Here is a 24,340-nt window from a genome sequence, read left to right on the forward strand (position 1 = left end):
TGTTTTTGTATTCTTTTTTGATAGATATAGGAAAGAAAAGCTAGTCCTATCACCCCTAGGCCAATCAGTAAAAAGGATAGAGTGTGGACGCTTGGAAGCAGAGTCATCAGAAACGTCGCAGGAGGCATGAAAAGAATTGCTAGCGTGTAGATAGTCGAAAAAACTCTTCCTAGGTACTGCTTGTCCACCTTGGTCTGAACCTGGCTGAAGAAATGAATGTTGAAAACAGTCATAAATAGCTCGCAGATAAGATTACCAGAATAGGAGAAATATGGATGAACCGGTAACAAGGTAGAGACGCCCATGACTGCGACTCCAACACCTGTCAATAGCAGGGCTACAAGTAAGTTGCCCATACTGGCCTTAACCTTGCTGGCTAGAATGGCTCCAATGATTGAGCCTACAGCACCCAAACTCAAAATGGTCGCATAAGAGCCTGTCTTACCGTAGAGCTGATTGGTAAAAGGCAATAGATAATTAAAGGCCGCAAAGAAAAAATTGACTGCCGAAGCTACCAAGAGCAGAAAGAAGATTTCTTTTTGCTGACGGATATAGACTAGCCCTTCCTTGATATCTCTCAGGATATTTCCAAGATTGATGGGAAACTTCTGCTTGCTTGGCTCATGATTGGGCAGAAAGTAAACCAAGGCAAAAGCCAGAAAGAAGCTAAGGGCATCCAGCTGAAGGGTCATGCGCAGATTCGCATACTGCATCACGATAAAAGATAAAACTGGGGCTGAGACACTGATAACTTGCAAGGCCAATTCCAGATGAGAATTGTAAGCCACGATGTCTTCTTTGTCTACAATTTCGGTAATATAAGACTTATTAGCTGGCCGAGAAAAAGCAAAGGCTATAGCCTGAACCACATTAGCAAAAATCAGCGCTCCAATCATGAGCTGGTCATTAGAGATAAAAGAAATCAGCAAACAAAGACCGGCACAAATCAAATCTGTTACCATCAGCACCTTACGTCTGGAAAAGCGGTCCGCAATGGCTCCACCAAAAGGATTGAATAAGATGGAGGTGACTAGCTCCGATATCTGGTAAATACCCAATACTGTCTGTCCCAGAGCTCCCAAAGAAGCAAGCCAGATGCTATTTCCATAGTCATAAAGCATATTCCCAATTTTATTAATAGCAGCCCGTGTAATCAGCTGTGCTGCCTGTCGATTCATAAAAATACCTCCTTCCGTTTCTGAAACTATTGTATCAGGAATGGAGGGAGGTTCTTTATTTTTCCCATATTTGGGAAATTATACTTTCACAAACTTATCGAAATGCTCTTGATAATAAGCAACTTGCTCAGGTAGGTCCAGCACTTCAAAGATATGCATGGCTTCCTGCATTTGCTTGATTCCCTGCTTCTTCTCTCCCATCTGATAAGCCGCAAATCCTTTGAGATAGAGGAATACATTACGTTCATAGAGTTTGATGCCCTTGCCGATGATTTTCTCTACGTAAGCCTCAAAATAACTAGCCTTATCAAAAGAACGACTTTCCAAACAATGCTGGTAGCAATTAAGAGCTAGAATCAAGACTAGTCTCTTATGGCGACCGATTTCTTTGTAGTAGTCCTCCCGCTCCATAACTTCCTTGCCCAGACGGTAGACATAGTCCACATCATAAAAACTATAGAGATTGCCAAAGAGGATAAGCTCGTACATGGTCCAATCTTCCACTTGAAAGAGATAATCGGCCACCTTATCTAAATCCTCTTGCCTCATACGAAACTGGCTGTCTCGCTGACAAATCAAGCCCTGCATCAAAATCCAATTCAGCTCATAGTAAAGAGGAGCGTTGCTGGCCTTGGCCTTTTTCAACTGCTCTGCTTGCAAGTCTTGAAAACCCTTGATGTCATTTGAGTAGTAAAGAGGGATAATCTTGCCCATCATGGCCACGTGCTCATGCTGCTGGAAATTCCGAGCCTTGTCCATAAAATTTTCAAGAGTCACATGAATATTATCCAAGAGATCTAAAAATTTCGAGAGAGTCATGTCCGACTCACCCAGCTCAAAACGAGACAGCTGAGAGGTCGAGCAAACCTGACCGGCTGCTTCCTTCAAAGAATAATGCCCATTTAAACGAAAATCACGAAAAACTTTGCCTAAATTTTCCATTTGTTTACCACTTAAATTCTTTCAGTTGCTTTTCCAAATCCTGTAAATAGGTTTCATCCAAGCCATTCCGGTCTTTTACTGGGGCTTCCAGACTGGCCAGATAAAGCAAGAACTGGTCCGCTAGTATCTCATATTGATGGAAAGGCAGGTGCTTCATCTGGGCCTGAACGAAATCAGCTGCCTCTGCAAAATGCTCGCTTTCCACCAGCTCTTGCAAATAATCAGCTCCATCAAGCTGCCGGCCATGCTCATCTTCAAACTGCCCCAGATCCAAATGCTGGATTGTTAGGCACAGAGCCGAACCAAGCATATTGGCCGCTCCCTTGATCTGCCGCATAAACCAATCGTTTTCTGTCGTCATCAGTAACTCCTTTCAAAGCGGGCGGACTGACTGCTCCTAAAAATACTAGACCTTCTCCGCCAGTTCTTCCCATTCTAGCATGGCTTCTTCTTGGGCGGCAGTCAGCTGGTCGATTTGCTGCTGGCTCTCCATGAGTTCGCCAGCGTCGTTGGTGGCCTCCATGGCTTCCTGAAGCTGACTGATCTGGCTGTCCAAGTCCTCGATTTGCGCTTCCAGTTGTTCTAGGCGACGGGCCAGCCGGCGCTGTTCTTTCTGGTTTTCCTTTTGAAGCTGATAGTCATTGGCAGGTGCTGGCTTGTCAGGACCGGCCTGCGCCGTCTCCTCACGCAAGGCTTCCTGCTCTGCCTTTTTCTCCAGATAGTAGTCATAATCACCCAGATAAAGGGTGGAGCCTGTCTCAGAAAGCTCGATGATCTGGGTTGCCACGCGATTGATAAAGTAACGGTCATGGCTGACAAAGAGCAGGGTGCCGTCAAAGTCAATCAGGGCATTTTCCAGCACTTCCTTGCTGTCAATGTCCAGATGGTTGGTCGGCTCGTCGAGGATGAGGAAGTTGTTATTTTCCATGGACAGCTTGGCTAAGAGAAGACGCGCCCGCTCTCCACCCGATAGCATGCCGACAGACTTCTTGACATCGTCTCCCGAAAAGAGGAAAGCGCCTAAGCGATTGCGAATCTCAACCTCCGGCGTCAGCTTGAAGTCATTCCATAGCTCATCGAGAACTGTATTGCTGGAAGTCAGTTTGCTCTGGGTCTGGTCATAGTAGCCCACTTCCACATTAGCTCCCAGCTGCTCTTTGCCTCTGATGAAGGGCACTTGACCGATTAGTGATTTAATCAAGGTCGTCTTTCCAATCCCATTTGGCCCGACAATAGCGACCGCATTGAACTTGCGAATATCAAGGTTAATCGGCTCCGACAGAACTTCCTCGCCATAACCAATAGCCGCATCTTCCAAGGTCAGAACAACATTGCCCGAAACCTTATCCGATTTGAAGGTCATATTGGCCGAGCGGCCGCCAGTCTCCGGTCTGTCCAAACGCTCCATCTTTTCCAGCTGCTTGCGGCGGGACTGAGCCCGCTTGGTTGTGGAAGCCCGAACTAGATTGCGATTGACAAAGTCCTCCAGCGCAGCGATTTCTTTCTGCTGCTTTTCATAGTTCTTGGCTTCAGTGGCCAACTTCTGCTCCTTCTGGACCACGAAGCTAGAGTAATTGCCCACATAGCGATCCAGACTGTGCCGGGTCAAGTCTAGGGTCACAGTCGCTACCTTGTCCAGAAAATAGCGGTCGTGGCTGACGATAATCAGGGCACCGCTGTAGTTGACTAAGTAAGTCTCTAGCCAGGCAATGGTCTCAATATCCAAATGGTTGGTCGGCTCGTCCAGGACCAGAAGTTCTGGCTTTTCCAAAAGCATCTTTGCCAGAGCTAGACGGGTGTTCTGCCCGCCTGAAAGCTCAGAAATCTTCATCTGCCACATGGACTGGTCAAACTTGAAGCCATTTAAAATCGCTCTAATATCGGCCTCATAGGTAAAACCACCCTTTTGTCGAAAATCCTCTGACAGCTGGTCATACTGGGTCATGAGAGCAGTCAGGGCTTCCCCCGACAATTCTCCCATTTGCAGCTCCATCTGCCGCAAGCGCTTCTCTTGCTGGCGCAGACTATCAAAGACCAGCAGCATCTCGTCGTAGATAGTATTCTCCGACTCAAAGCGGCTGTCCTGAGCCAGATAGGACAGGGACAGGTCTCGTTTTTTATTGATCTGACCAGAAGTAGGCTCTTCCTCGCCCACTAAAATCTTGAGCAGGGTTGACTTCCCAGCTCCATTTTTACCGACTAGGGCAATCCGATCGCCCTCATCCACCTGCAGGTTAATATTGTCAAAAAGAAGCTCCCCTGCAAAAGAGCGCTCAATCTTGCTTGCTTGTAAAATAATCATAAGACCATTATAGCAGATTTGCTTCTCTCCTGCTATCTACCAGATTTTAAAAAAGTTTCAGCAGGTTCATTATCCTAGAGATTTTTCTGAACGCATAGCTCTGTCACAAAAGGCTTTGTAGAAGAAAAAAACATCTCAAAACTTAGATCTTTCAATTAAGCTTCAAGATGCACTATAAACTTTCGAAAGTAATAAGCAAGAAACTCTTTCAATATTGCCTTTACAATCACTTAATCTTTACCAGGCTGACCCCCAATCACGACTTTTTTGGCTCTATTATTGTTATCAAAAAGAATGAAATAATACAACTTTTTACCATGAGTTTCAAAAACATTCTTTTCTTGTCCTATATAATATCCCTTTCGGGCGCCGGGTTTCGTTTCATAATCAAATTCACCATAACGCTCCACTATCTCCCATTCTCTTTTACCTATAATCCACTGATCATCGTATTTCCAGTAAATGCGCCTGAAAAAATAGAGAAAAACTGAAAGAGCAATCATTGCCAAGAATAAAAGAAATAGTGTAAGCTTAGCTTTCTTTTACATCGTGTTCCTTTCTAGTTTTTTGAAGAATAAAAGTAACAGTAACTCATCTTCCAGGGATTAGTCAAAACTAGCTATATTTTTTATTAAACCTTATTAATCCCATTTCTTCATCTAAATAGCAAAACAAACTGCTTTACTTATGATTTCCGTTGCAAGATTTCTAATGAGTATTTCTCATATTGCAGCGTAACAAATTCAAAAAGCTACCCATCAAAACGGTTGCCATTTATGATTATTTTATTCAAAAAAAGACAAGCCTGTCAACGAAAAACAGGTTGCCTATAAATGGGTTTAATAGATCGCACAAGCTTTTTAAAGCTTTATCGAACTTGAGTCAGCACTCCGTCTTGCATCTCATAGACCTTATCTACTTCGTCCAGCAGGCGGGTATCATGAGTAATCATGACCACACTCTTCTGGAATTTCTGGGTCACCTCTTTGAGCAAATGAACCACGCGCTTAGCCCGTTCTGTATCCAGACTAGCTGTCGGCTCATCAGCCAAGATGATATCTGGGCTATTGTAAAGCGCTCTAGCGATAGCAGCTCTCTGCCGTTCCCCGCCAGACAATTCTTTCGGATACTGCTTGAGAGTTCCTTTTAGATCTAGCAGCTCAATCAGACTGTCTAGTTCTGTTCTTTCCTTTTTAGATAAGCGGTCAATCAGCTGGAACTGGTCCTCAATTTTCAAAAAAGGTATGAGATTGGAAGCCTGCAAAATAAAGCCGAAATCATTGAAACGCAGAGCAGCACGTTCCTTTTCCTTGAGCTGGGAAGTATCTTTCCCATGCAGGAGAATCTGTCCTTTTGAAGGCGTTTGTAAATGCCCCAGCAAGGTCAGAAAGGTTGTTTTACCCGATCCTGATGGCCCAATAATAGCTACAAACTGCCCCGCTTCCAGTTGGAAATCAGTTGGTTTCAGGGCTTGAACCAGTGTATGCCCCTGGCCGTATTCTTTGGTAACCCCTTTTAATTCTAAGATTGGCATTTACTCACCTCCTATTGCTGTGATAGGGTCAATTTTTAGAACCCGACGAATGGACAAGAGCCCACCCGCAAGTGACATGAGAACAATCAAGGCAATCAGTCCTCCATAAGCTCGCCAATCACTGTAAAATGGCACAGAAGCCGGCAATACTAACTGGGTTCCTAAAAGCAACAAAACAGCTAGACTTATTCCCAGACAAGACAGGATGAAAATCTGCCAGAAAATAGAAGCAATAATCTTTCTACTGGCAATTCCTTGGGCACGCATAATACCATAAAGATGCGTCTTTTGTATGGTAATGATGTACATGAAAATTCCCAATACCAAAAATGTAATCAGAACCATGGCCCCAATCATGAAGGAAAAGGTCAGTACCTGAGCCTGATAACCTGGAATATTTTCTATCAACTCCCTCATAGAGAGTTGACTCAGGCCAGCTTCTTCAATCTTCTGATCATCTTTTACTACAAGTGCGCTGATATTCTTAACCTGACTAGAGCCGTACTTTAATTCCCTGAAATCATCTAGAGTCATAAAAATTACAGGTTGCGTAAAGAAGCTATTATCCTCTGTAAAACCAACAACCTGATAGAGGCGTTCACTACCATTGAGCTGAAGCTGGTCGCCTATTTTTACACCTTTTTGCTGTAGGCGCTTGTCAGCAATGATTTCATAAGCATTATCAGCTGATCTCCCCTCACTCAGTTTTGGAGCTAAAAAACTATTCCATGACAGACCAAAGACTTGGGCATTAATTTTTTCTTTCCCATCTTCATGATTGGCCACTACTGCCATCTGTCCCAAAGCTGCTATTAAGTCACCTTGAAGCAGGCGGCTGTACTCTTCTTCCTTGAGAGTCGACGAAACCAGATTCTTATTGGCATACTCAGATAAAACAACTGACTGCGCTCCCCACTGATCTATTGCCAAGCGATTAAGCCGAGCCAGACCAACTGAGAGACTAGATAAAAAGAAAACCATATAGGTAATGAGAAAGACCACAGCAACCACTAAACGATAGCGTCCGCGACTGTAGACAATCTCTTTAAAAGCTAAAAACAAAGCTGTCCTCCTTTGAGATATTCGAGACTATTATACCATACAAAAAGCAAGCTGGAAAAACTATCCTGTCAATCCCCCTGCATGTGCTCTCTAACAAAGCCTGCTAGACCGACAGTAGTCACCTTAGTATGAAAATCACTCATTTGCTGAGACTTATAATGAGGATGAGCCAACCAGTAAGTCAAGGTTCCCATAAAGGAAGCAGCCTGATGATTCAGCAGTAAATCCGCTTCTACCTCCTCTAAAAGTGGATCACCCAAGGAAATACTCTGCGAGAAAATCTCTCTCAAAACTTCCTGCAAGCGCCACGAACTAGTTGAACTGCCATTTGGTCCCAAAAGAATGGCCAAATCTTCCAAGTAAGGCTCAAAAAAATGAAAAAGATTTTGTTTATCATGGATATAGTCTTCCACTTTAAATTCCTTTTCTAACTTGAACAAGCAGGAAGAATCTAGAGCATCTTGATAATAGGCCTGTAAATCATCTAGCAAGCGGTTTTCAATCTTCTCTAGCAGATCATACTTGTCCAGATAATGCCGATAAAAAGTACTGCGATTCACCTCTGCCAAATCAATCAATTGGCGAATGCTGATTGTCTCAAAAGTCTGCTCTTTCATCAGCTGCAGCAAGCTAGTCTCTATCCGCTTTTCTGTCTCTCTTCTTTTTTTCTCATACATGCCATTCACCTCAAAATGCAACAGTCTCTCTAAAATTGATGCTTGTATACCATCCAGCTCCCACTATATAATAAATATAAGCAGAAGACAAGAACAAGAGGATTAAAAGATGAAGATTATGATCAATCAAAAAGAAGTCAGTCAAGAAAGAATCGAGCAATGGCGGAAGCATAGAATCCTTAAAGCAGCTAAGATGCTTAATCTACAGCTGCCTAATACTGACAACACGGAGATTTTAGACCAAGCTCTACTGGAAGCAAAAATGAAGCTGACATACGAAGAGCTAATCCAAAAAATCGGAACCAAACTCAAATGGAGTCAATATTTGATGAAATTGGCAGCAAAATGGTCAAAGAAACCACGAAAAAGAGCTGTTGTAACGATTTTTGCAAGTGTACTGACTGCCGCTTCTTTCAGTAAAAGGCTAGAAAAGTTGATGTTAGAAAATACAGATGCTCATAAAAGAGCCAATCTTGGTGCCTGTCCAGACCATTATGCCTTGCAGCGGCGCGGCGACATACTTGAAGTCATTGAAACAGCAGGAAACAGCCCCCTGCCGACACAGTTTTTTCTTGATCTTGGTGGTGAGGCTGAGATAGAGGAACCTCGTGATGCGTCTTATCCCTTCCAATCTGTCGGTGTCGCCAGACTAGCGAACGGTTGCAATGTCGGTGGTATTCGCCATCAGTTTCGCGACACAGAAAAAGGCTTAGAAGTCCGATTCTGCATAGAATTCCCTAGCCTTTGTCCAGACAGCCTTGTCAAAGAACACCAGTTCCATCTAGCTGCCGAATGGTCAAGGTGGATAGCCTGGTGTAGGGAACAAAAATAATGAATTTCCTTCCACACAAAAACAGCCTACTGCAATCTTAAAGAGACAGCAGTTAGGCTGTTTTCATCTAGACTTAATCAAAGACAATCATGGACTTAGTGGTCTTGCTCTTACCCATGAGTAAATGAATCAATAGCAAGATCTTCAAGTTTAACAGTTGTCCACCTCAGTACAAATTTTTCAACAACTCCAATAGGTTGTAACTACTATTTTTATGTCACTTTGCAATTATCCTGAGATCCGTTTTTTTCTACTGCAGGTTGTTGCCTAACTTACTGTTTTGTAAAGTTTAGAGTATCTGGATCGTCATCAGGTTCGCTGACAATTAACTGATTGCCATTTTGTTGATAAGTTTTAACATCGTCACCAACAATCAAACGCTGATTAGTTGCATCAACCTGGACTTGCTTGATTTCCTTACTTCCATCTACCTCTGTCTCCGTCCATGTCCCAGAGGCCCCATTAATTTGAAGAAGGTGTTGATCCCCATCATGGTCAGTTGCCTTATAACTACCATCTAGATTCGAAGTTTGGGTAGACTTAGAAGAGTTAGCTTGACTAGAAGAAGATTCTGTATTAGAACTAGATGCTGATTGGGAACTTTGACTTTTGACATCTTGAGATTGAGAGTTAGCATTGGTCCCTTGGTTGTTATTTCCTGAGCAAGCTGTCAAGAGAACAGCTGCTGTAAGGGATACAATTGCTAAAATTGTTTTCTTCGGAATAGACATATCGATTCCTCCTTTTCTACATTTGTAGTTTATACTTATGTTCTACACTTGTCTGTTTTATTTGTCAAGAGAAAGAATTTTGTTTTCTATTAAGAATTCTATATTACTGATGCAATCAATCAGATCTAGATCTTTTCTTTTAAACATAAGAAAAATCCCCAGTCTAATTTGACTGAGGATATAGATTATTGTTCTTATCATATGTAATCACTAAGCCACTAGCAGAACAGGTATACGATGTCTCCTTGATAGCAAGGCATCATTCCTCATTCTGAAATAAGAGAGTCGATTTTTGCAAATATGGGTTGGGGTACTTGAGGAGCAGGTCTTTAACTGCTGTAACCAAATCTTTCTGCTCAGCCTGACCGGATTGGTAACGAAGCAAGAGTAGCATAAAATTATCTTTTTCAGCTGGGCTGGCTTTCTTCTTAAAATAGCCCCAGATATGCTGAAAGGCATTGCAGACCTGACCTCGATTTTCTGGTAGGGTAACAGCTTGGTCAATCAAGGCTTGAACATGAGCTACTTCTACCGATTCACTTTTTAAATATTGACGAATTTCCAGATAGATATTACTGGAATGACTGAGGACTAGATATTTATTCCGAGCCCAAAGAGTCTGACACAGAGACATTTGGTTTAAATCTTTCATACTTACTTTTCCTGCCAATCCTTAATATTGAATTCCTTCATCATCATTCAAATCATTAGTCACATATCCTAATTCTCAGATTTTCAAAATATAAGCCCAACCACAAAACTCAACATGATTGGAAAAGAAGGATGATTTGCTAGTCTTTCTTTTATTCTGGAAAAATCCATTCGATATGAGGTGCCTGACGACTAATTTCCTTGTAAATATCATTAAAATCAGCACCAGATAAGTTATTTAAGTCAATGGAGTCTAGAGAACTACCATTCTGATCATAAAAGTAAAGCATACGATTTGTTTTCTGCATATCATCAGAACTATAGGTTTTGATTTTATATTCAATCTTCTTGACATTGTCCAGATCAAGTTCATTCATATCTTGGAAAATCGAAGATTTAATATCCAGTCTCCCTTCTGAGATTGTCATTGCTGGAGGTTGTTTAGACTTTATAAAAATAGAAATCAACAATAAAGAAACCCCAACTGCTGAACCAATCAAGACAGTTGTAGCAAAATCGTCATCTCTTTTCTTTTCCTCTTCTTTTTCCCTTTTTATCTTATCCTGTTCTTTCTTTAATTGATTATTATAAGTATCTACAACGCTTTGGAGCCTGGCTTCTTTTTTCTCTGGAGTCTCATCTTTGGGACCATCTTCTGAACCAAACATTAGTTCTGCATCTCGGATAGTTATCGGTCTTTCTTCTAGTTTGTATTCATCCATCTTGGCGTCAAAACTCACTTCAGGATCTTTAGAGTTACTTGCACTAAAGGTAGAAGACGAATTTGACCATACAGCAAAGATTGCAAAAATAGTAATCAAGATAATACCAACAATTTCACCTGCATAACTTCTCTTATACTGCATCAGACACCTCTTTAATAAATTTTAATATGACTAGAATACCATAAATCAAGCCTTTTATAAAGCTTCTTTTAGCAATTAAAAAAAACAGCATGTAAAGACTGCTTTTTTCGACTCTTCTAACGCACCTCTGCGCCGAGTTTTTCGATCAGAGATTTTTCGATTTTTTCCATGTATTTAGCCACTTCTTCGTCAGTCAGGCTAGCTTCTGGATTTTGGAAAGTCAGGCTGTAAGCCATAGATTTGAGGCCAACACCCAGCTTGTCACCAGAGAAGATATCAAAGAGTTTAATATCGGTCAAGCGCTTGATACCAGCTGCTTGGATGGCATCAAGGACCTCTTGGTGAGTGATTTCAGCCTTGAGCAATAGTGCCACATCACGGCTGACAGCTGGGAATTTAGTGATTTCTGTAAATGGCTGTGCTGGTTGGAGCTGCTCTTCGATGGCAGACAGGTTGAGCTCAGCAACATAAGTTTCAGGAATATCGTAAGCCTTGGATGTCGCAGGATGGACTTGGCCAACAAAACCGACAGGCTGGCCATTGATAGAGATTAAAGCAGTCCGACCAGGATGCAGGCTCTTAATCTGGTTGCTAGCCACGTATTCAGCTGCCAAGCCCAACTTAGCAAAGAGTGCTTCCACTACACCCTTAGCATAGAAGAAATCAACTGCTACTGGCTTGGTCTGGAAGTCTTTTTCATTAACCAGACCTGTCAAAGCAAAGGCAAAGCTATTGATTTCATTTGGCAGGTCTTCCTTAGGATTGCCAGTCTGCTCAAAGACCTTTCCAATCTCATAGAGGGCTAGATTCTTATTTTTACGAGCTACATTGTAGGCTAGAGAGTCCAAAATGCCAGAAACCATGTTCTGACGAAGAACAGAACGCTCCACTGTCATCGGCCACATAAGCTCAGTCAAGTTGCTAGGATTGAGAGTGAACTCAACCGCCTTTTCTGGCGTTGTCAAAGCATAGGTAATGATTTCTGTCAGTCCAGCTCCCTCTGCTAAAGTCCGCACTTGACGGCGCAGTTGCTGCGTCGCAGTCAATTCACCAGCAGTCCCGTCATCTTTTGGCAGGCTAGCTGGCAATTTGTCATAACCGTAAATGCGGGCAATTTCTTCATAGAGGTCTGCTTCGATTGAAATATCCCAGCGACGACGAGGGACACTGACAGTGAACTGTTCAGCATTTCCTGATAAGCCAAAGCCAAGTCTACGGAAAACATCCTCAATATCTGTATAAAGCAAGTCTGTTCCCAGCACACGGTTGACATCCGCTAGACTAGACACCACTTCTACATCGCTAGTATCTAAACTACCAGCTGATACGATACCAGCCTGAACAGTCGCTCCTGCCAAGTTCGCAATCATACTTGCTGCTGCGTCCAAACCTTCATTGACAGTTGCCACATTGATGCCTTTTTCAAAGCGGGAAGATGATTCTGAGCGCAGGTTAAGGCGACCGCTGGTCTTGCGGATTGATTTCCCATCAAAGACTGCTGCCTCTAGAACAACACGAGTGGACTTACCGGAAATTTCAGTCGTTGCTCCGCCCATGACACCAGCCAAAGCCACTGGCTTATCTGCCACAGTAATGACTAAATCGCTGACTTCCAGCTCGCGCTCTTCGCCATCCAGCGTCACCAGTTTTTCACCAGCACGCGCTTCCCGCACAACGATCTGGTCACCCTCAAACGTATCCAGATCAAAGGCATGCATAGGCTGACCAAAGTAGAGCAGGATGTAGTTGGTCACGTCCACTACATTGTTAATCGGACGGATTCCTTCGTTCATGAGGAGATTTTGCAGCCACTGAGGGCTTGGGGCAATAGTGACATTTTCCAAGATACGAGCCGCGTAGTAAGGGGCTTTCTCTGTCTCAAGGGCTACTGAAAGGCTGTCAGCTGCCTGCTTTTCATTTTCCACCAGCGGAAAATCTTTGAACTGTACTGACTTGTCATAAATCGCAGCCACTTCATGAGCCACCCCACGCATAGACAGAGCATCAGCCCGATTTGGTGTGATGGAAAGTTCGATAATCTCATCGTCCAAGTCTAGATAAGAGAAGACTTCCTCACCTGGCACTGCTTCTTCAGGCAGGATTTGAATGCCATCCGCAAATTCCTTTGGCACGACAGAATCAGAAATGCCCAGCTCACCCAGAGAGCAAATCATGCCCAGTGACTCCAAGCCACGGATTTTTCCTTTTTTAATCTTATAATTGTCGGCAATGCGAGCACCCGGCAGAGCCACCATGACCTTGATGCCGGCGCGAACATTTGGAGCACCACAGACAATCTGACGGTTCTCCTCTTCTCCGACATTGACTTGACAGACATGCAGGTGAGTATCAGGAACATTCTCACACGATATTACCTCACCAACAACAATTTTTGACAAGCCAGCAGCTGGTGATGTCACACCTTCCACTTCAATTCCTGTCGTTGACATTTTCTCAGCCAGCTCAGCGCTCGCCACATCAATGTCTACTAACTCTTTTAACCACTTATAACTTACTAGCATATTTAAGATACCAAGGGCGTCAAAAACGACTGAAAAATAGGAGATTTGCTAAGCATTCGATGAATGATCGCAAGTCTATCTTTTTTCCGAGTTTTTAGCCCGGGTTCAATTCCTTTCTCTAATTCTATCGCTGAGGAACTCGACTTGCCAAAATTTAGGGATTTGTCTCTGAAATCCTGATTTCAGAGACAAATCATCTAAATTTAAAGCTTTTAGGTCGTATCATTTCCTCTCTTTAAATTTTCTTTTTTATTTCAATTTCTTGCGCAGTAGCCAGTCTGTGTCCACTGTCTCGCCTGTGATATAGTCATGCTGACTGAATTTTTCAAAGCCATATTTGAAGTAAAAATCTTGGGCTCTAAAGTTCTTCTCCCAGACGCCCAGCCAGACCCAGTCAAAGCCTCGTTTCTCGGCTTCATCTAAGGCAAATTCAAACATTTCCTTGCCCAAACCTTGACCATGATAGGCTTTCAAGACATAGATTCGCTGAACTTCAAAGGCTTGTGGCAGTTCGTGCTCCGTTTGAGCCTGTCCCCAGTTAAACTTGAGAAAACCAGCAATTTTATCATCTTTGACAACAAAATAGGTCTCTGACTCAGGATCTGACAGTTCCTTTTCGATAGTTGCAAGCGACAGCTCATTGTCAAAATAATGAGCCATATCAGCCTCCTTGATAAATGGACCAAAGGTTTCTTGATAGGTCGCGACCTCCAACTCCCGAAGGAGGCTCACTTCTTCTTTTTTGACTCTGACTAGCATACTGCACTCCTTTCTCAGAAAAGCTGTATCTATGAATACAGGTTTCTACTTAAACTGCTGAGAAAAACGAATATCTCCTTGGTAGAAGCCACGAATATCGTTGATACCGTAGCGGAGCATAGCTACCCGTTCTTGACCAAGACCAAAGGCAAATCCAGAGTATTTCTCTGCATCAATACCGCTCATTTCCAACACACGCGGATGCACCATACCAGCTCCCATAATCTCAATCCAGCCGGTCTTCTTGCAGACATTACAGCCAGCACCGCCACACTTGAAGCAGGAAACATCCACTTCAACAGACGGCTCTGTGAATGGGAAGTACGACGGACGCAGACGGATACTGCGGTCTTGGCCAAACATCTTCTGTACAATCAGCTGCAGTGTTCCTTGCAGGTTGGCCATGGAAATATTTTCCCCAACTACCAAGCCTTCAATCTGATGGAACTGGTGGGAGTGAGTCGCATCATCGGTATCCCGACGGAAGACACGCCCTGGTGAAATCATCTTGAGCGGTCCTTTAGAAAAGTCATGGGCATCCATAGCTCGCGCCTGTACCGGACTCGTATGAGTTCTGAGTAGGATTTCCTCTGTAATGTAGAAAGTGTCCTGCATATCCCGTGCTGGGTGGTCCTTAGGCAGATTCATCCGCTCAAAGTTGTAATAGTCCTTCTCCACTTCAAAGCCGTCCACGACCTGATAGCCCATCCCGATGAAAATATCTTCAATTTCTTCACTAGTCTGACTAAGAATATGACGGTTCCCTACCGGAATTTGACGGCCTGGTAAGGTCACGTCTAAGGACTCCTCAGCCAGTTTCAGAGCGACTAATTGCTCTTCCATCTCTTGTGCAGTCTTTTCAAAGGCTGCTGTCAGAATGTCTCGCGCTTCATTGACGTGCTTCCCGATAATCGGTCGCATTTCAGCTGAGATATCTTTCATCCCTTTCAGGACTTCAGTCAGCGAACCCTTTTTACCCAATACAGCTACACGCAAATCTTGCAGTTCTTTTTGATTCTCCGCCTTAAGCTGCTTGAGAGAAGCTAGAGTCTCTTCACGCAGGCTTTTCAGTTGTTCTTCAATCGTTTTCGTCATTTTCCCTCCAAAATAAAAAGCGCGCCAATCTCCATAAGCGGAGCGTTGACACGCGGTACCATCCGTTTTTTATCTGGCAAGCCAGACCTTACTTATCAATCCCAGAGCAAGTGAATTCGCCTAGCTTTCATCTAGAGAGCTTTCAGTCGATGGCTCCCCTCCCTGTTAAACTTCCCCTAGGTTACTGGTCTTGCGGATTGCTATTCAGTTACTTAATATTCTAGCAAATTTACCCTATTTTGGCAACAAAAATAAAAAGCTCCTGGCGTCCATTTAAAACGGAATAGCCAGGAGTGCGTCTTGTTTACTGATTACTAACGAAGCAACTTGAGTAGCTAAAAGCTACAGACAAACAACTTACTTAATGATTGATTCAATCTTTTATAGCCCTAAAGAATGATTTTCTTTTATATCGATCTAATAAGAAAATATATTTTATCGTACAAAAGCAATGACGATTGTATTATTCGAAGTCCGAAAACCATTGAAAAGCTTCTCTCTTCATTGTCGCTCACTGAAGTTTTTTTCTCATTTTAAACTCTTATTTTCCATAGCAACAATCTACAATCGTCACAAGAGATAATTCGGTTCAGATATTTTTTAACAATACCTCCAACTAAGACGAACAACAAATCAGTAAACAAGGACATAAGCTAAAATATAGATAACTTAAAACAGATTTGAATTTCTGAAACCCATTGGAATCAGTCCTTTCTATTTGCTAAGCCATGCATCCCTTATCAAAGGAACGAAACGTTTAAAGAAGGAAAGAAGAATATCAAAATCCTTAATTTCCCACCTATCTTTATCTACTATTAGTGTACTCCTTTATCTTTGAAAAAGCAAGCGTTTACATTGTTTTTTTATAATATTTTTTTGCAAAACAAAGAAATAAAAAAAGCCAATAGGACAGCCATTTAAAGCTCCTTATTAGCTTTGTTTCTATTCAAATAAACTATAATAATCTGAAATAGTCATTTGAGCTTTTTCTTCTTGCTTGAGATCCTGAATAATCTGACCATCCTTCATAACAATCAAGCGATTGCCGTACTTAAGTGCATCTTCCATATGATGTGTTATCATGAGAGCAGTCAGACGGTCCTTTTGAACAAAATCATCTGTTAACTCCATTAAAGCCACGCTAGTCTTGGGATCCAAAGCTGCTGTATGCTCATCTAGTAGCAAAAGTTCAGGACGTTTGAGCGTTGCCATTAAAAGACTTAGGGCCTGTCTTTGACCACCTGATAGGAACTCAATTGCTGTATCCAAATGCTTTTCCAGACCATTGCCAATTTTATCAATAGTCGCTTGGAATTCTTCTTTATAATGGTTCAATCGGCGAGGAAAAAGACCTCTTCTCTCTCCTCGAAATTTTGCGATCAAGAGATTTTCAGCAACTGTCATACGAGGCGCTGTCCCCATCTTTGGATCTTGAAAAACTCGAGAAAGGTATTTTGCTCGTTTTTCTGGTGAGTAATGAGTCACATCTTCACCCAAGATATGGATACTACCACTGGTTAAAGGTAAGGTCCCAGCAATTACGTTAAAAAGGGTTGATTTTCCGGCTCCATTTCCACCTAGAATAGTAATAAAGTCATGCTCATGGATTTGGAGAGACACATCATTCAAAATGACTTTTTCTTCATCTAAACCATTATTTACAACTTTTGTGGCATTTTTTAATTCTACAATGACTGTCATTTGCTTAATGTGACTCCTTTAAAGAATTTATTTTTAAGCGTGGGAATCATGAGGCAGATTGCCAAAATCACCGCACTGTAGAGGCGTAGGTAGCTTGTATTAAAGCCTAAAGCGATAACCGCCCAAATCAGAAATTGATAAGCAATCGCACCTACCACAATCGTCATCAGTCTTTCAGCCAAAGTAAGACTCTTAAAGAGAACCTCTCCAATGATTAAGCTGGCCAAACCGATAACAATGACTCCAATCCCTCTTGAAGCATCCGCATAACCTTCTTGCTGGGCAATCAAAGCTCCAGCTAGGGCAATCACTCCATTGGACAGCACCAAGCCCATCAGCTCCATCCGACCAGTATTAATCCCAAAACTTCTGGCCATATCAGGATTGTCCCCAGTAGCAATGTAGGCCTGGCCTAGCTTGGTATCAAGAAAGAAAAGCAAAGCTAGAATTACCAGAGCTACAAAAATTAGGCCTAGAAAGATTTGATTCATTTCCTCTGAAAAAGGAAGAAAGTCTTGAATCTTTTTTGCCCCTAGTAGCCCCAGATTGGCTCTTCCCATGATCATAAGGATTAAGGAATGGCATGAGGTCATAACCAAAATCCCAGACAACAGAGTCGGAATTTTTCCTTTGGTATAAAGCAAACCCGTTGCAAAACCAGCTAAACATCCAGCTAGAATGGCAATCATGGTCGCCAACAGTGGATTGACTCCCTTAGTAATCAAGGTGACAGCGACAGCTCCTCCCAGAGGAAAGCTGCCTTCTGTCGTCATATCTGGAAAATTCAAAATCCTAAAGGTCATAAAGATTCCTAGGCCCAAGATAGACCAGAAAAGACCTTGTGAAATAATCGAAATAATCATATTCTATCCTAACTTTGTATTAAAACTTGCCACTAAATTAAGGCTTGAGTTTTTAAGTCTCCTTCCTTATTCAATCACTTGTCCAGCTTCTTTGAGGGCATCTTCTGGTACAGTAATTCCAAGTTCTTTGGCATTCTTCTTATTGATGACTGACTTACCTTTGTTAAAAATTTCAACTGCTGTTTCTTCTGGTTTTGCGCCTTTCAAGATTTTAGCAGCCATTTTTCCTGTTGCAACTCCAAGGTCATGTTGATCAACAACAACTGATGCTAGTCCACCTTCTTCTACCATAGCAGTCGCACTTGGATAGATAGGTTTTTTAGCGTCTTTATTGCTAGATACTACAGTCGCAAACGCTGATGCGATGGTATTATCAATCGGAATCCAGATAGCATCAACCTTTCCAGTCATGACATTCATGGTTGAAGCAATTTCATTGGTTGATGGAACAGAGTATTCCTCTACCTTGTAACCTGCCTCTTCGGCCAATTTTTTGAACTCTTCCACCTGAGTTTTAGAGTTATCTTCACTGCTAGAATAGAGGGCACCGATAGTTTTCACATTTGGCGTCAATTTTTTAATCAACTCTAGCTGTTGTTTGGCTGGATTGTGGTCAGAAACACCAGTGATATTTCCACCTGGTTTTTCAAGATTTTTTACTAGATTAGCTCCGACTGGATCAGTGATAGCTCCCATAACGATTGGCTTGTCCTTAGTAGCTGCAGCCAATCCTTGAGCTGAAGGAGTTGCAATCCCAATCAGCACATCATTGTCATTGGACACCAGCTGCTTGCTCATGGTAGCAACCTTACTCTGATCACCCTCAGCATTCATAAAATCAATTTTAATATCATCGGCCTTGTAACCTTCTTCAGCTAATCCGTCTTGAATCCCTTTATAGATTAAATCAAGTGAAGGATGGCTAACATACTGTAAGACTCCGACTTTGACTGTTTTCTTATCTGTAGTAGACTTTGACCCACCACCTTTATTCAAACTTGAATAGATCAAAGATCCTCCAACCAAGACTATTAAAACTGCTAAAACAGCGAGTAAACGTTTATTCTTCATATTTTTTCTCCATTTCTATTTTTAAGCTTTTAGATTTCAATCCCTAGGGACGCCATCGTTTAAACATGGGCAACTCTCCTTCTCTTTTTTCCAACAAAAAACCTCACACAGGTATTCTGTGTGAGGGCGTAAATCGCGGTGCCACCTCAATTATGGAAAAATAGATAGCATTCTCCCATATCTCTGCCTTGTCTACCAACAAGTTGCACTGTAAGGTGTGCCAACCGAATTCTTATTGTTTCGAATTCATTTATTCTAGTCTATCAGTAAATTACTAAAAGACTCTCTAATCATTAGCCCAATTTCGCAAAGATTTGCTACTTGTTTTCACCACCCACAAGCTCGCTAAAAACAAATTCATTTACTACTTTTCTAATTTCCTATATTGTAAGTTTTTCCTAATAATATGTCAAGGCTTTTTTTACAATTTTTGTAAAATGTTCGGATTTTTATTGTCTAGTCCATTTTCGATTAAACCTCGAATAATTTGATATCTCATTAGGAGCTTTTACCTTGGTTTTTTGTTATAATTTTCTATAGTAACTTTCAAGGAGATAAGCATGTCTTTCGACGGATTTTTTTTACACCACATGACTGAGGAGCTCCGCCACGAATTGCTGGGCGGCCGCATTCAGAAGATTAATCAGCCCTTTGAACAGGAGCTGGTTTTACAGATTCGCAGCAACCGCCAAAGCCACAAGCTGCTCCTATCAGCCCACTCTGTCTTTGGGCGCGTCCAATTAACAGATACTACGTTTGAAAATCCAGCAGTTCCCAATACCTTTATCATGGTGATGCGCAAATACCTGCAGGGTGCTGTCATTGAAGCAATCCAGCAAGTTGAGAATGACCGAATTTTAGAAATCAGCGTCTCCAATAAGAACGAAATCGGCGATAGCGTGGCTGTGACTCTGGTTATTGAAATCATGGGCAAGCACAGCAACATCATTCTCTTGGACAAGGCTAGCGGTAAGATTATTGAAGCCATCAAACATGTCGGATTTTCGCAAAATAGCTATCGAACAATTTTACCTGGCTCAACTTATGTCGCACCGCCTCAGACAGGCAGTCTCAATCCTTTCACTGTGGGCGATGAAAAGCTCTTTGAAATCCTGCAGACTGAGGAAATAGAGCCCAAACGCCTGCAGCAGATTTTTCAAGGATTGGGTCGAGATACGGCTACCGAACTCAGTGGTTGTCTGACAACTGATAGACTCAAAACTTTTCGTGCATTTTTTGCCAGTCCGACTCAGCCTAGCCTGACCGAAAAATCCTTCTCTGCTCTGCTATTTTCCGACAGCAAGACCCAAATGTCCACACTATCCGAGCTTTTGGACACTTTCTATAAGGACAAGGCTGAGCGAGATCGAGTTAACCAACAGGCCAGCGAACTCATCCGCCGAGTAGAAAATGAGTTGGAAAAGAACCGGAAAAAGTTGGGCAAGCAAGAGGAAGAGCTCCTAGCAACGGAGAATGCAGAAGAATTCCGCCAAAAAGGGGAGCTTTTGACCACCTTTCTCCATCAGGTACCTAACGACCAAAATCAGGTGGAGCTGGACAATTACTACACAGGTGAGAAGATTATCATCTCGCTTGACAAGGCCCTAACCCCCAACCAAAATGCCCAGCGCTATTTCAAACGTTACCAGAAGCTCAAAGAAGCCGTCAAACACCTGACTAGCTTGATTGAGGAGACGCGGACTACGATTCTCTACCTAGAGAGCGTGGAAACAGCCCTTGCTCAGGCCAGTCTGACTGAAATCGCAGAAATTCGGGAGGAACTAATCCAGACTGGCTTTATCCGCCGGCGCCAGAGAGAGAAGATCCATAAAAGGCAGAAACCAGAGAAATATTTGGCAACAGATGGCAAAACTATTATCCTTGTTGGCCGCAACAATCTACAAAATGATGAGCTGACGTTTAAGATGGCCAAGAAGGACGAGCTTTGGTTTCACGCCAAGGATATTCCAGGTAGTCATGTGGTCATCACAGGAAATCTTCAGCCTAGCGATGAGGTTAAGACAGATGCTGCCGAGCTAGCAGCCTACTTCTCCAAGGCTCGACTCTCAAACCTAGTTCAAGTGGACATGATTGAGGTTAAAAAGCTAAATAAGCCCACTGGTGGAAAGCCTGGATTTGTAACTTATACAGGACAGAAAACCCTTCGCGTCACACCTGACGCAGACAAAATCATGAGTATGAAAATTCAATAACTAAAAAAGCGATTCGGATATTCCGAATCGCTTTTAAACTTAACTCAATCTGTCGAATGGAAAGACAGTAATCTCTCTCTTAATCTTCTTCAGATTTCTTCTTCCGATTTGCTAAACCAAAGAATGTTAAGCTGGCAATGGCTGCTAAGAGGCCTGAAGCAGTCTGATCACTTGTCTGACTTCCTGTTCTTGGAAGAACCGCTTTTTCATCTTTTGGATCGACATAAACAGGTTCTACTCTCTCTTCAGCTTCTGGTGTTTGAACTGCTACCGCAGGTTCAGCTGGAATTACTGGAACCTTTGGCTGTTCTGGAGTACTTGGTCTGTTTGGAACGACCGGAATTTCTGTCACTCTCGGTGTGTAGCTTGCAGAAATTGTTTGACCATTGCGATCCTTACGGATTACAACGACTCCTTTAGCTGTACCAACAAAGTTTGGCTCTGGAACAAAAGTTACAACACCGTCTGGCGAGATGGTATAAGTGCCTTCTCCTGGAACAACTTTTTCAGTTGAGCCGTCCTCAAAGGTTGGTGCTACTGTTAAGTCTACATCACCTTCAAAGATTGGTTTACCAGTCTGTGTTTGACCCTTGAGTCCATCTGAGGTTACATCTTCTACTCGTGTTTGGCCGATGACCGTTGGTGTATACTGCGCTGTAACAACGTTGCCATAAATATCCAAACGTTTTACAACCACTCCTTTGGCTGTACCAACAAAGTCTGGTTCTGGAGTAAAGGTAATCTTACCACCTTTATCAATTGTATAGCTTCCTTCTCCTGGAACAACCAGTGTCGTGCTGCCGTCCTCAAAGGTTGGTGGAACTGTACTATCGATATGTCCTTCAAACGCTGGGGTTGCCACTTGCGTTTGGCCTTTAGCTCCTGTTGAGGTTGTATCCTGTCCAGTAGACGGATCTACAACTGTTGGACGATAGCTTGCAGTAACTGAGGTACCGTTCTTATCCTTACGAACAATTGTTACGCCGGTTCCTTTTCCTACAAAATCAGCTTCTGGAGTAAAGGTTACTGTGCCATCTGGTGAGATGGTATAGGTTCCTTCACCTGGAATCACTTTTTTAGTTGAGCCATCTTCAAAGGTTGGTGCTACAGTTTCATCAATTGGAACCCGTGGATCGCCACCTTGGAAGGTTGGAGTACCTGTTTGTACAAGTCCCTTAATATTTTCAGAGGAAGCATCCTTACCAATTGGTGTTACTTTCGTAAATTCTGGACTGTAAGTCGCAGTCACTGGAGTGCCATTCTTATCCACACGTTTCACGGTGATTGGATCTGGTTTACCAACGAACTGCTTGTCTGGAGTGAAGGTTACTGTTCCATCTGGTGCAATCGTGTAAGTTCCTTGGCCTGGAATAGATTTCTCTTTGCTTCCATCTTCGAAGGTTGGTTCAACTGTTTCATCGATTGGAACCAATGGGTCACCACCTTGGAAGGTTGGGGTACCTGTTTGTGGAAGGCCTTGAGGGCCTGTGCTAGTTGCACCAGTTCCTGTAGGAGTGACCTTAGTGAATTCTGGACTGTAAGTTGCAGTGACTGAAGTGCCATTCTTATCCACACGTTTCACGGTGATTGGATCTGGTTTACCAACGAACTGCTTGTCTGGTGTGAAGGTTACTGTTCCATCTGGCGCAATGGTGTAAGTTCCTTGACCTGGAATGGTCTTCTCTTTACTTCCATCTTCGAAGGTTGGTTCAACTGTTTCATCAATTGGAACCAGTAGATCGCCACCTTGGAAGGTTGGAGTACCAGTTTGCGGAAGTCCTTGAGGACCTGTGCTGGTTGCACCAGTTCCTGTAGGAGTGACCTTAGTGAATTCTGGACTGTAAGTTGCAGTGACTGGAGTACCATTCTTATCCACACGTTTCACGGTGATTGGATCTGGTTTCCCTACAAACTGCTTATCTGGAGTGAAGGTTACAGTTCCATCTGGTGCAATCGTGTAAGTTCCTTGACCTGGAATCACTTTTTCCTTGCTTCCATCTTCGAAGGTTGGTTCAACTGTTTCATCAATTGGAACCAGTGGATCACCACCTTGGAAGGTTGGAGTACCTGTTTGTGGAAGGCCTTGAGGGCCTGTGCTAGTTGCGTTAGTGCTGGTTGGAACCACTTCTTTCACCACTGCTTGGTACTTGACAGTAACAGGAGTGCCGTTGGCATCCACACGAGTCAATTCAAGTTCTGGTGTTTCACCCTTGAACTGTTTGTCTGGAGTGAAGGTCACCTTACCATCTGCGTTCACCTCGAACTTACCAACATTTGGAACTTCCTTCACAGCTGTCCCATTGTCAAATAGTGGAGTCGAATCCGCTGGGAATGGAACAGAGTCATGGCCTGTAGTGAAGGTCACTTTACCTTCTTGGACCTGACCTTGAAGTCCTTCTGTCTTATCGCCCGTACCAGTTGGTGTTACCTTAGTAAACTCTGGACTGTAAGTTGCAGTGACTGGAGTGCCGTTCTTATCCACGCGTTTAACTGTGACTGGATCTGGGTTTCCGACAAACTGCTTGTCTGGAGTGAAAGTTACAGTTCCGTCTGGCGCAATCGTGTAAGTTCCTTGACCTGGAATGGTCTTCTCTTTGCTTCCATCTTCGAAGGTTGGCTCGACTGTTTCATCAATTGGAACCAGTGGGTCGCCACCTTGGAAGGTTGGGGTACCTGTTTGTGGAACACCCTGCGGACCTGTGCTGGTTGCGTTAGTGCTCGTTGGAGTTACCTTAGTAAACTCTGGGCTGTATGTCGCAGTAACTGGGGTGCCATTCTTATCCACACGTTTGACTGTGACTGGATCTGGGTTTCCGACAAACTGTTTGTCTGGAGTGAAAGTTACAGTTCCGTCTGGTGCAATCGTGTAAGTCCCTTGACCTGGAATAGATTTCTCTTTGCTTCCATCTTCGAAGGTTGGCTCGACTGTTTCATCAATTGGAACCAGTGGGTCGCCACCTTGGAAGGTTGGGGTACCTGTTTGTGGAACACCCTGCGGACCTGTGCTGGTTGCGTTAGTGCTCGTTGGAGTTACCTTAGTAAACTCTGGGCTGTATGTCGCAGTAACTGGGGTGCCATTCTTATCCACACGTTTGACTGTGACTGGATCTGGGTTTCCGACAAACTGTTTGTCTGGAGTGAAAGTTACAGTTCCGTCTGGTGCAATCGTGTAAGTCCCTTGACCTGGAATAGATTTCTCTTTGCTTCCATCTTCGAAGGTTGGCTCAACTGTTTCATCGATTGGAACCAGTGGATCACCACCTTGGAAGGTTGGGGTACCTGTTTGTGGAACACCCTGCGGACCTGTGCTGGTTGCGCCGGTTCCTGTAGGAGTTACCTTA

At 43.1% G+C, this 24,340-nt stretch carries 20 protein-coding genes; 2 read left to right on the forward strand and 18 right to left on the reverse strand.

Annotated features, from left to right (window positions below; all coding sequences use genetic code 11):
- From HMPREF0847_RS03980 to HMPREF0847_RS04015, 8 genes are all read right to left on the reverse strand, one after another.
- Positions 1–1,178, reverse strand: a 1,178-nt coding sequence (locus HMPREF0847_RS03980; RefSeq protein WP_020992658.1) for an MFS transporter, incomplete at its 3' end; no start/stop codon positions are given.
- A gap of 78 nt (positions 1,179–1,256) precedes the next feature.
- A complete protein-coding gene (locus HMPREF0847_RS03985) occupies positions 1,257–2,120 on the reverse strand; it encodes an Rgg family transcriptional regulator (RefSeq protein WP_008808909.1) in 864 nt (287 codons plus the stop codon).
- Positions 2,121–2,124: 4 nt separating this feature from the next.
- Positions 2,125–2,481: a hypothetical protein gene (locus HMPREF0847_RS03990; RefSeq protein WP_008808910.1), complete on the reverse strand. Its 357-nt coding sequence runs from the start codon at positions 2,479–2,481 to the stop codon at positions 2,125–2,127.
- Positions 2,482–2,526: 45 nt separating this feature from the next.
- Positions 2,527–4,422: an ABC-F family ATP-binding cassette domain-containing protein gene (locus tag HMPREF0847_RS03995; protein ID WP_008808911.1), complete on the reverse strand. Its 1,896-nt coding sequence runs from the start codon at positions 4,420–4,422 to the stop codon at positions 2,527–2,529.
- 230 nt (positions 4,423–4,652) lie between these two features.
- Positions 4,653–4,931 (reverse strand): hypothetical protein, encoded by a 279-nt coding sequence (locus tag HMPREF0847_RS11420; protein ID WP_227955389.1) that lies wholly within the window; start codon positions 4,929–4,931, stop codon positions 4,653–4,655.
- A 359-nt stretch (positions 4,932–5,290) separates the two neighbouring features.
- The gene (locus HMPREF0847_RS04005) at positions 5,291–5,956 is read right to left on the reverse strand and encodes an ABC transporter ATP-binding protein (RefSeq protein ID WP_008808913.1); all 666 of its coding nucleotides are present in this window, start codon (positions 5,954–5,956) and stop codon (positions 5,291–5,293) included.
- On the reverse strand, positions 5,957–7,018 hold the full coding sequence (locus HMPREF0847_RS04010) for an ABC transporter permease (RefSeq protein ID WP_008808914.1): 1,062 nt from the start codon (positions 7,016–7,018) through the stop codon (positions 5,957–5,959).
- 68 nt (positions 7,019–7,086) lie between these two features.
- The gene (locus HMPREF0847_RS04015; RefSeq protein ID WP_008808915.1) at positions 7,087–7,695 is read right to left on the reverse strand and encodes a TetR/AcrR family transcriptional regulator; all 609 of its coding nucleotides are present in this window, start codon (positions 7,693–7,695) and stop codon (positions 7,087–7,089) included.
- Positions 7,696–7,804: 109 nt separating this feature from the next.
- Between HMPREF0847_RS04015 and HMPREF0847_RS04020 the strand changes: the two genes are divergently transcribed.
- Complete coding sequence (locus HMPREF0847_RS04020; RefSeq protein ID WP_008808916.1) at positions 7,805–8,527, forward strand: hypothetical protein; 723 nt, start codon at positions 7,805–7,807, stop codon at positions 8,525–8,527.
- 272 nt (positions 8,528–8,799) lie between these two features.
- On the opposite strand, the gene HMPREF0847_RS04025 is transcribed toward HMPREF0847_RS04020, so the two are convergent.
- From HMPREF0847_RS04025 to trpX, 9 genes are all read right to left on the reverse strand, one after another.
- Positions 8,800–9,258 carry an SP_0198 family lipoprotein gene (locus tag HMPREF0847_RS04025; protein WP_008808917.1) on the reverse strand — a complete coding sequence of 153 codons (459 nt, stop codon included), beginning with the start codon at positions 9,256–9,258 and terminating at the stop codon, positions 8,800–8,802.
- 259 nt (positions 9,259–9,517) lie between these two features.
- Entirely contained in the window at positions 9,518–9,910 is a 393-nt protein-coding gene (locus HMPREF0847_RS04030; protein WP_008808918.1) for a YbgA family protein, read from the reverse strand.
- 151 nt (positions 9,911–10,061) lie between these two features.
- Positions 10,062–10,775: a hypothetical protein gene (locus HMPREF0847_RS04035; protein ID WP_008808919.1), complete on the reverse strand. Its 714-nt coding sequence runs from the start codon at positions 10,773–10,775 to the stop codon at positions 10,062–10,064.
- 116 nt (positions 10,776–10,891) lie between these two features.
- Positions 10,892–13,297 carry a phenylalanine--tRNA ligase subunit beta gene (gene pheT, locus HMPREF0847_RS04040; protein ID WP_008808920.1) on the reverse strand — a complete coding sequence of 802 codons (2,406 nt, stop codon included), beginning with the start codon at positions 13,295–13,297 and terminating at the stop codon, positions 10,892–10,894.
- 249 nt (positions 13,298–13,546) lie between these two features.
- A complete protein-coding gene (locus HMPREF0847_RS04045; protein WP_008808921.1) occupies positions 13,547–14,056 on the reverse strand; it encodes a GNAT family N-acetyltransferase in 510 nt (169 codons plus the stop codon).
- A gap of 45 nt (positions 14,057–14,101) precedes the next feature.
- The gene (pheS, locus tag HMPREF0847_RS04050) at positions 14,102–15,151 is read right to left on the reverse strand and encodes a phenylalanine--tRNA ligase subunit alpha (RefSeq protein WP_002904274.1); all 1,050 of its coding nucleotides are present in this window, start codon (positions 15,149–15,151) and stop codon (positions 14,102–14,104) included.
- 942 nt (positions 15,152–16,093) lie between these two features.
- Positions 16,094–16,852 (reverse strand): ABC transporter ATP-binding protein, encoded by a 759-nt coding sequence (locus HMPREF0847_RS04055; RefSeq protein WP_008808922.1) that lies wholly within the window; start codon positions 16,850–16,852, stop codon positions 16,094–16,096.
- A complete protein-coding gene (locus HMPREF0847_RS04060) occupies positions 16,849–17,715 on the reverse strand; it encodes an ABC transporter permease (protein ID WP_008808923.1) in 867 nt (288 codons plus the stop codon). The genes HMPREF0847_RS04055 and HMPREF0847_RS04060 overlap by 4 nt, the downstream gene beginning before the upstream one ends.
- Before the next feature lie 66 nt (positions 17,716–17,781).
- A complete protein-coding gene (trpX, locus tag HMPREF0847_RS04065; RefSeq protein ID WP_008808924.1) occupies positions 17,782–18,786 on the reverse strand; it encodes a tryptophan ABC transporter substrate-binding protein in 1,005 nt (334 codons plus the stop codon).
- A gap of 560 nt (positions 18,787–19,346) precedes the next feature.
- Here trpX and fbpA point away from each other — a divergent pair.
- Positions 19,347–20,999 (forward strand): Rqc2 family fibronectin-binding protein FbpA, encoded by a 1,653-nt coding sequence (fbpA, locus tag HMPREF0847_RS04070; RefSeq protein ID WP_008808925.1) that lies wholly within the window; start codon positions 19,347–19,349, stop codon positions 20,997–20,999.
- Positions 21,000–21,078: 79 nt separating this feature from the next.
- On the opposite strand, the gene HMPREF0847_RS04075 is transcribed toward fbpA, so the two are convergent.
- The coding region (locus HMPREF0847_RS04075; RefSeq protein WP_020992660.1) for an LPXTG cell wall anchor domain-containing protein at positions 21,079–24,340 on the reverse strand (3,262 nt) is incomplete at its 5' end.

The sequence above is a fragment of the Streptococcus sp. 2_1_36FAA genome (genome assembly GCF_000161955.2).
GTDB lineage: Bacteria > Bacillota > Bacilli > Lactobacillales > Streptococcaceae > Streptococcus > Streptococcus gordonii.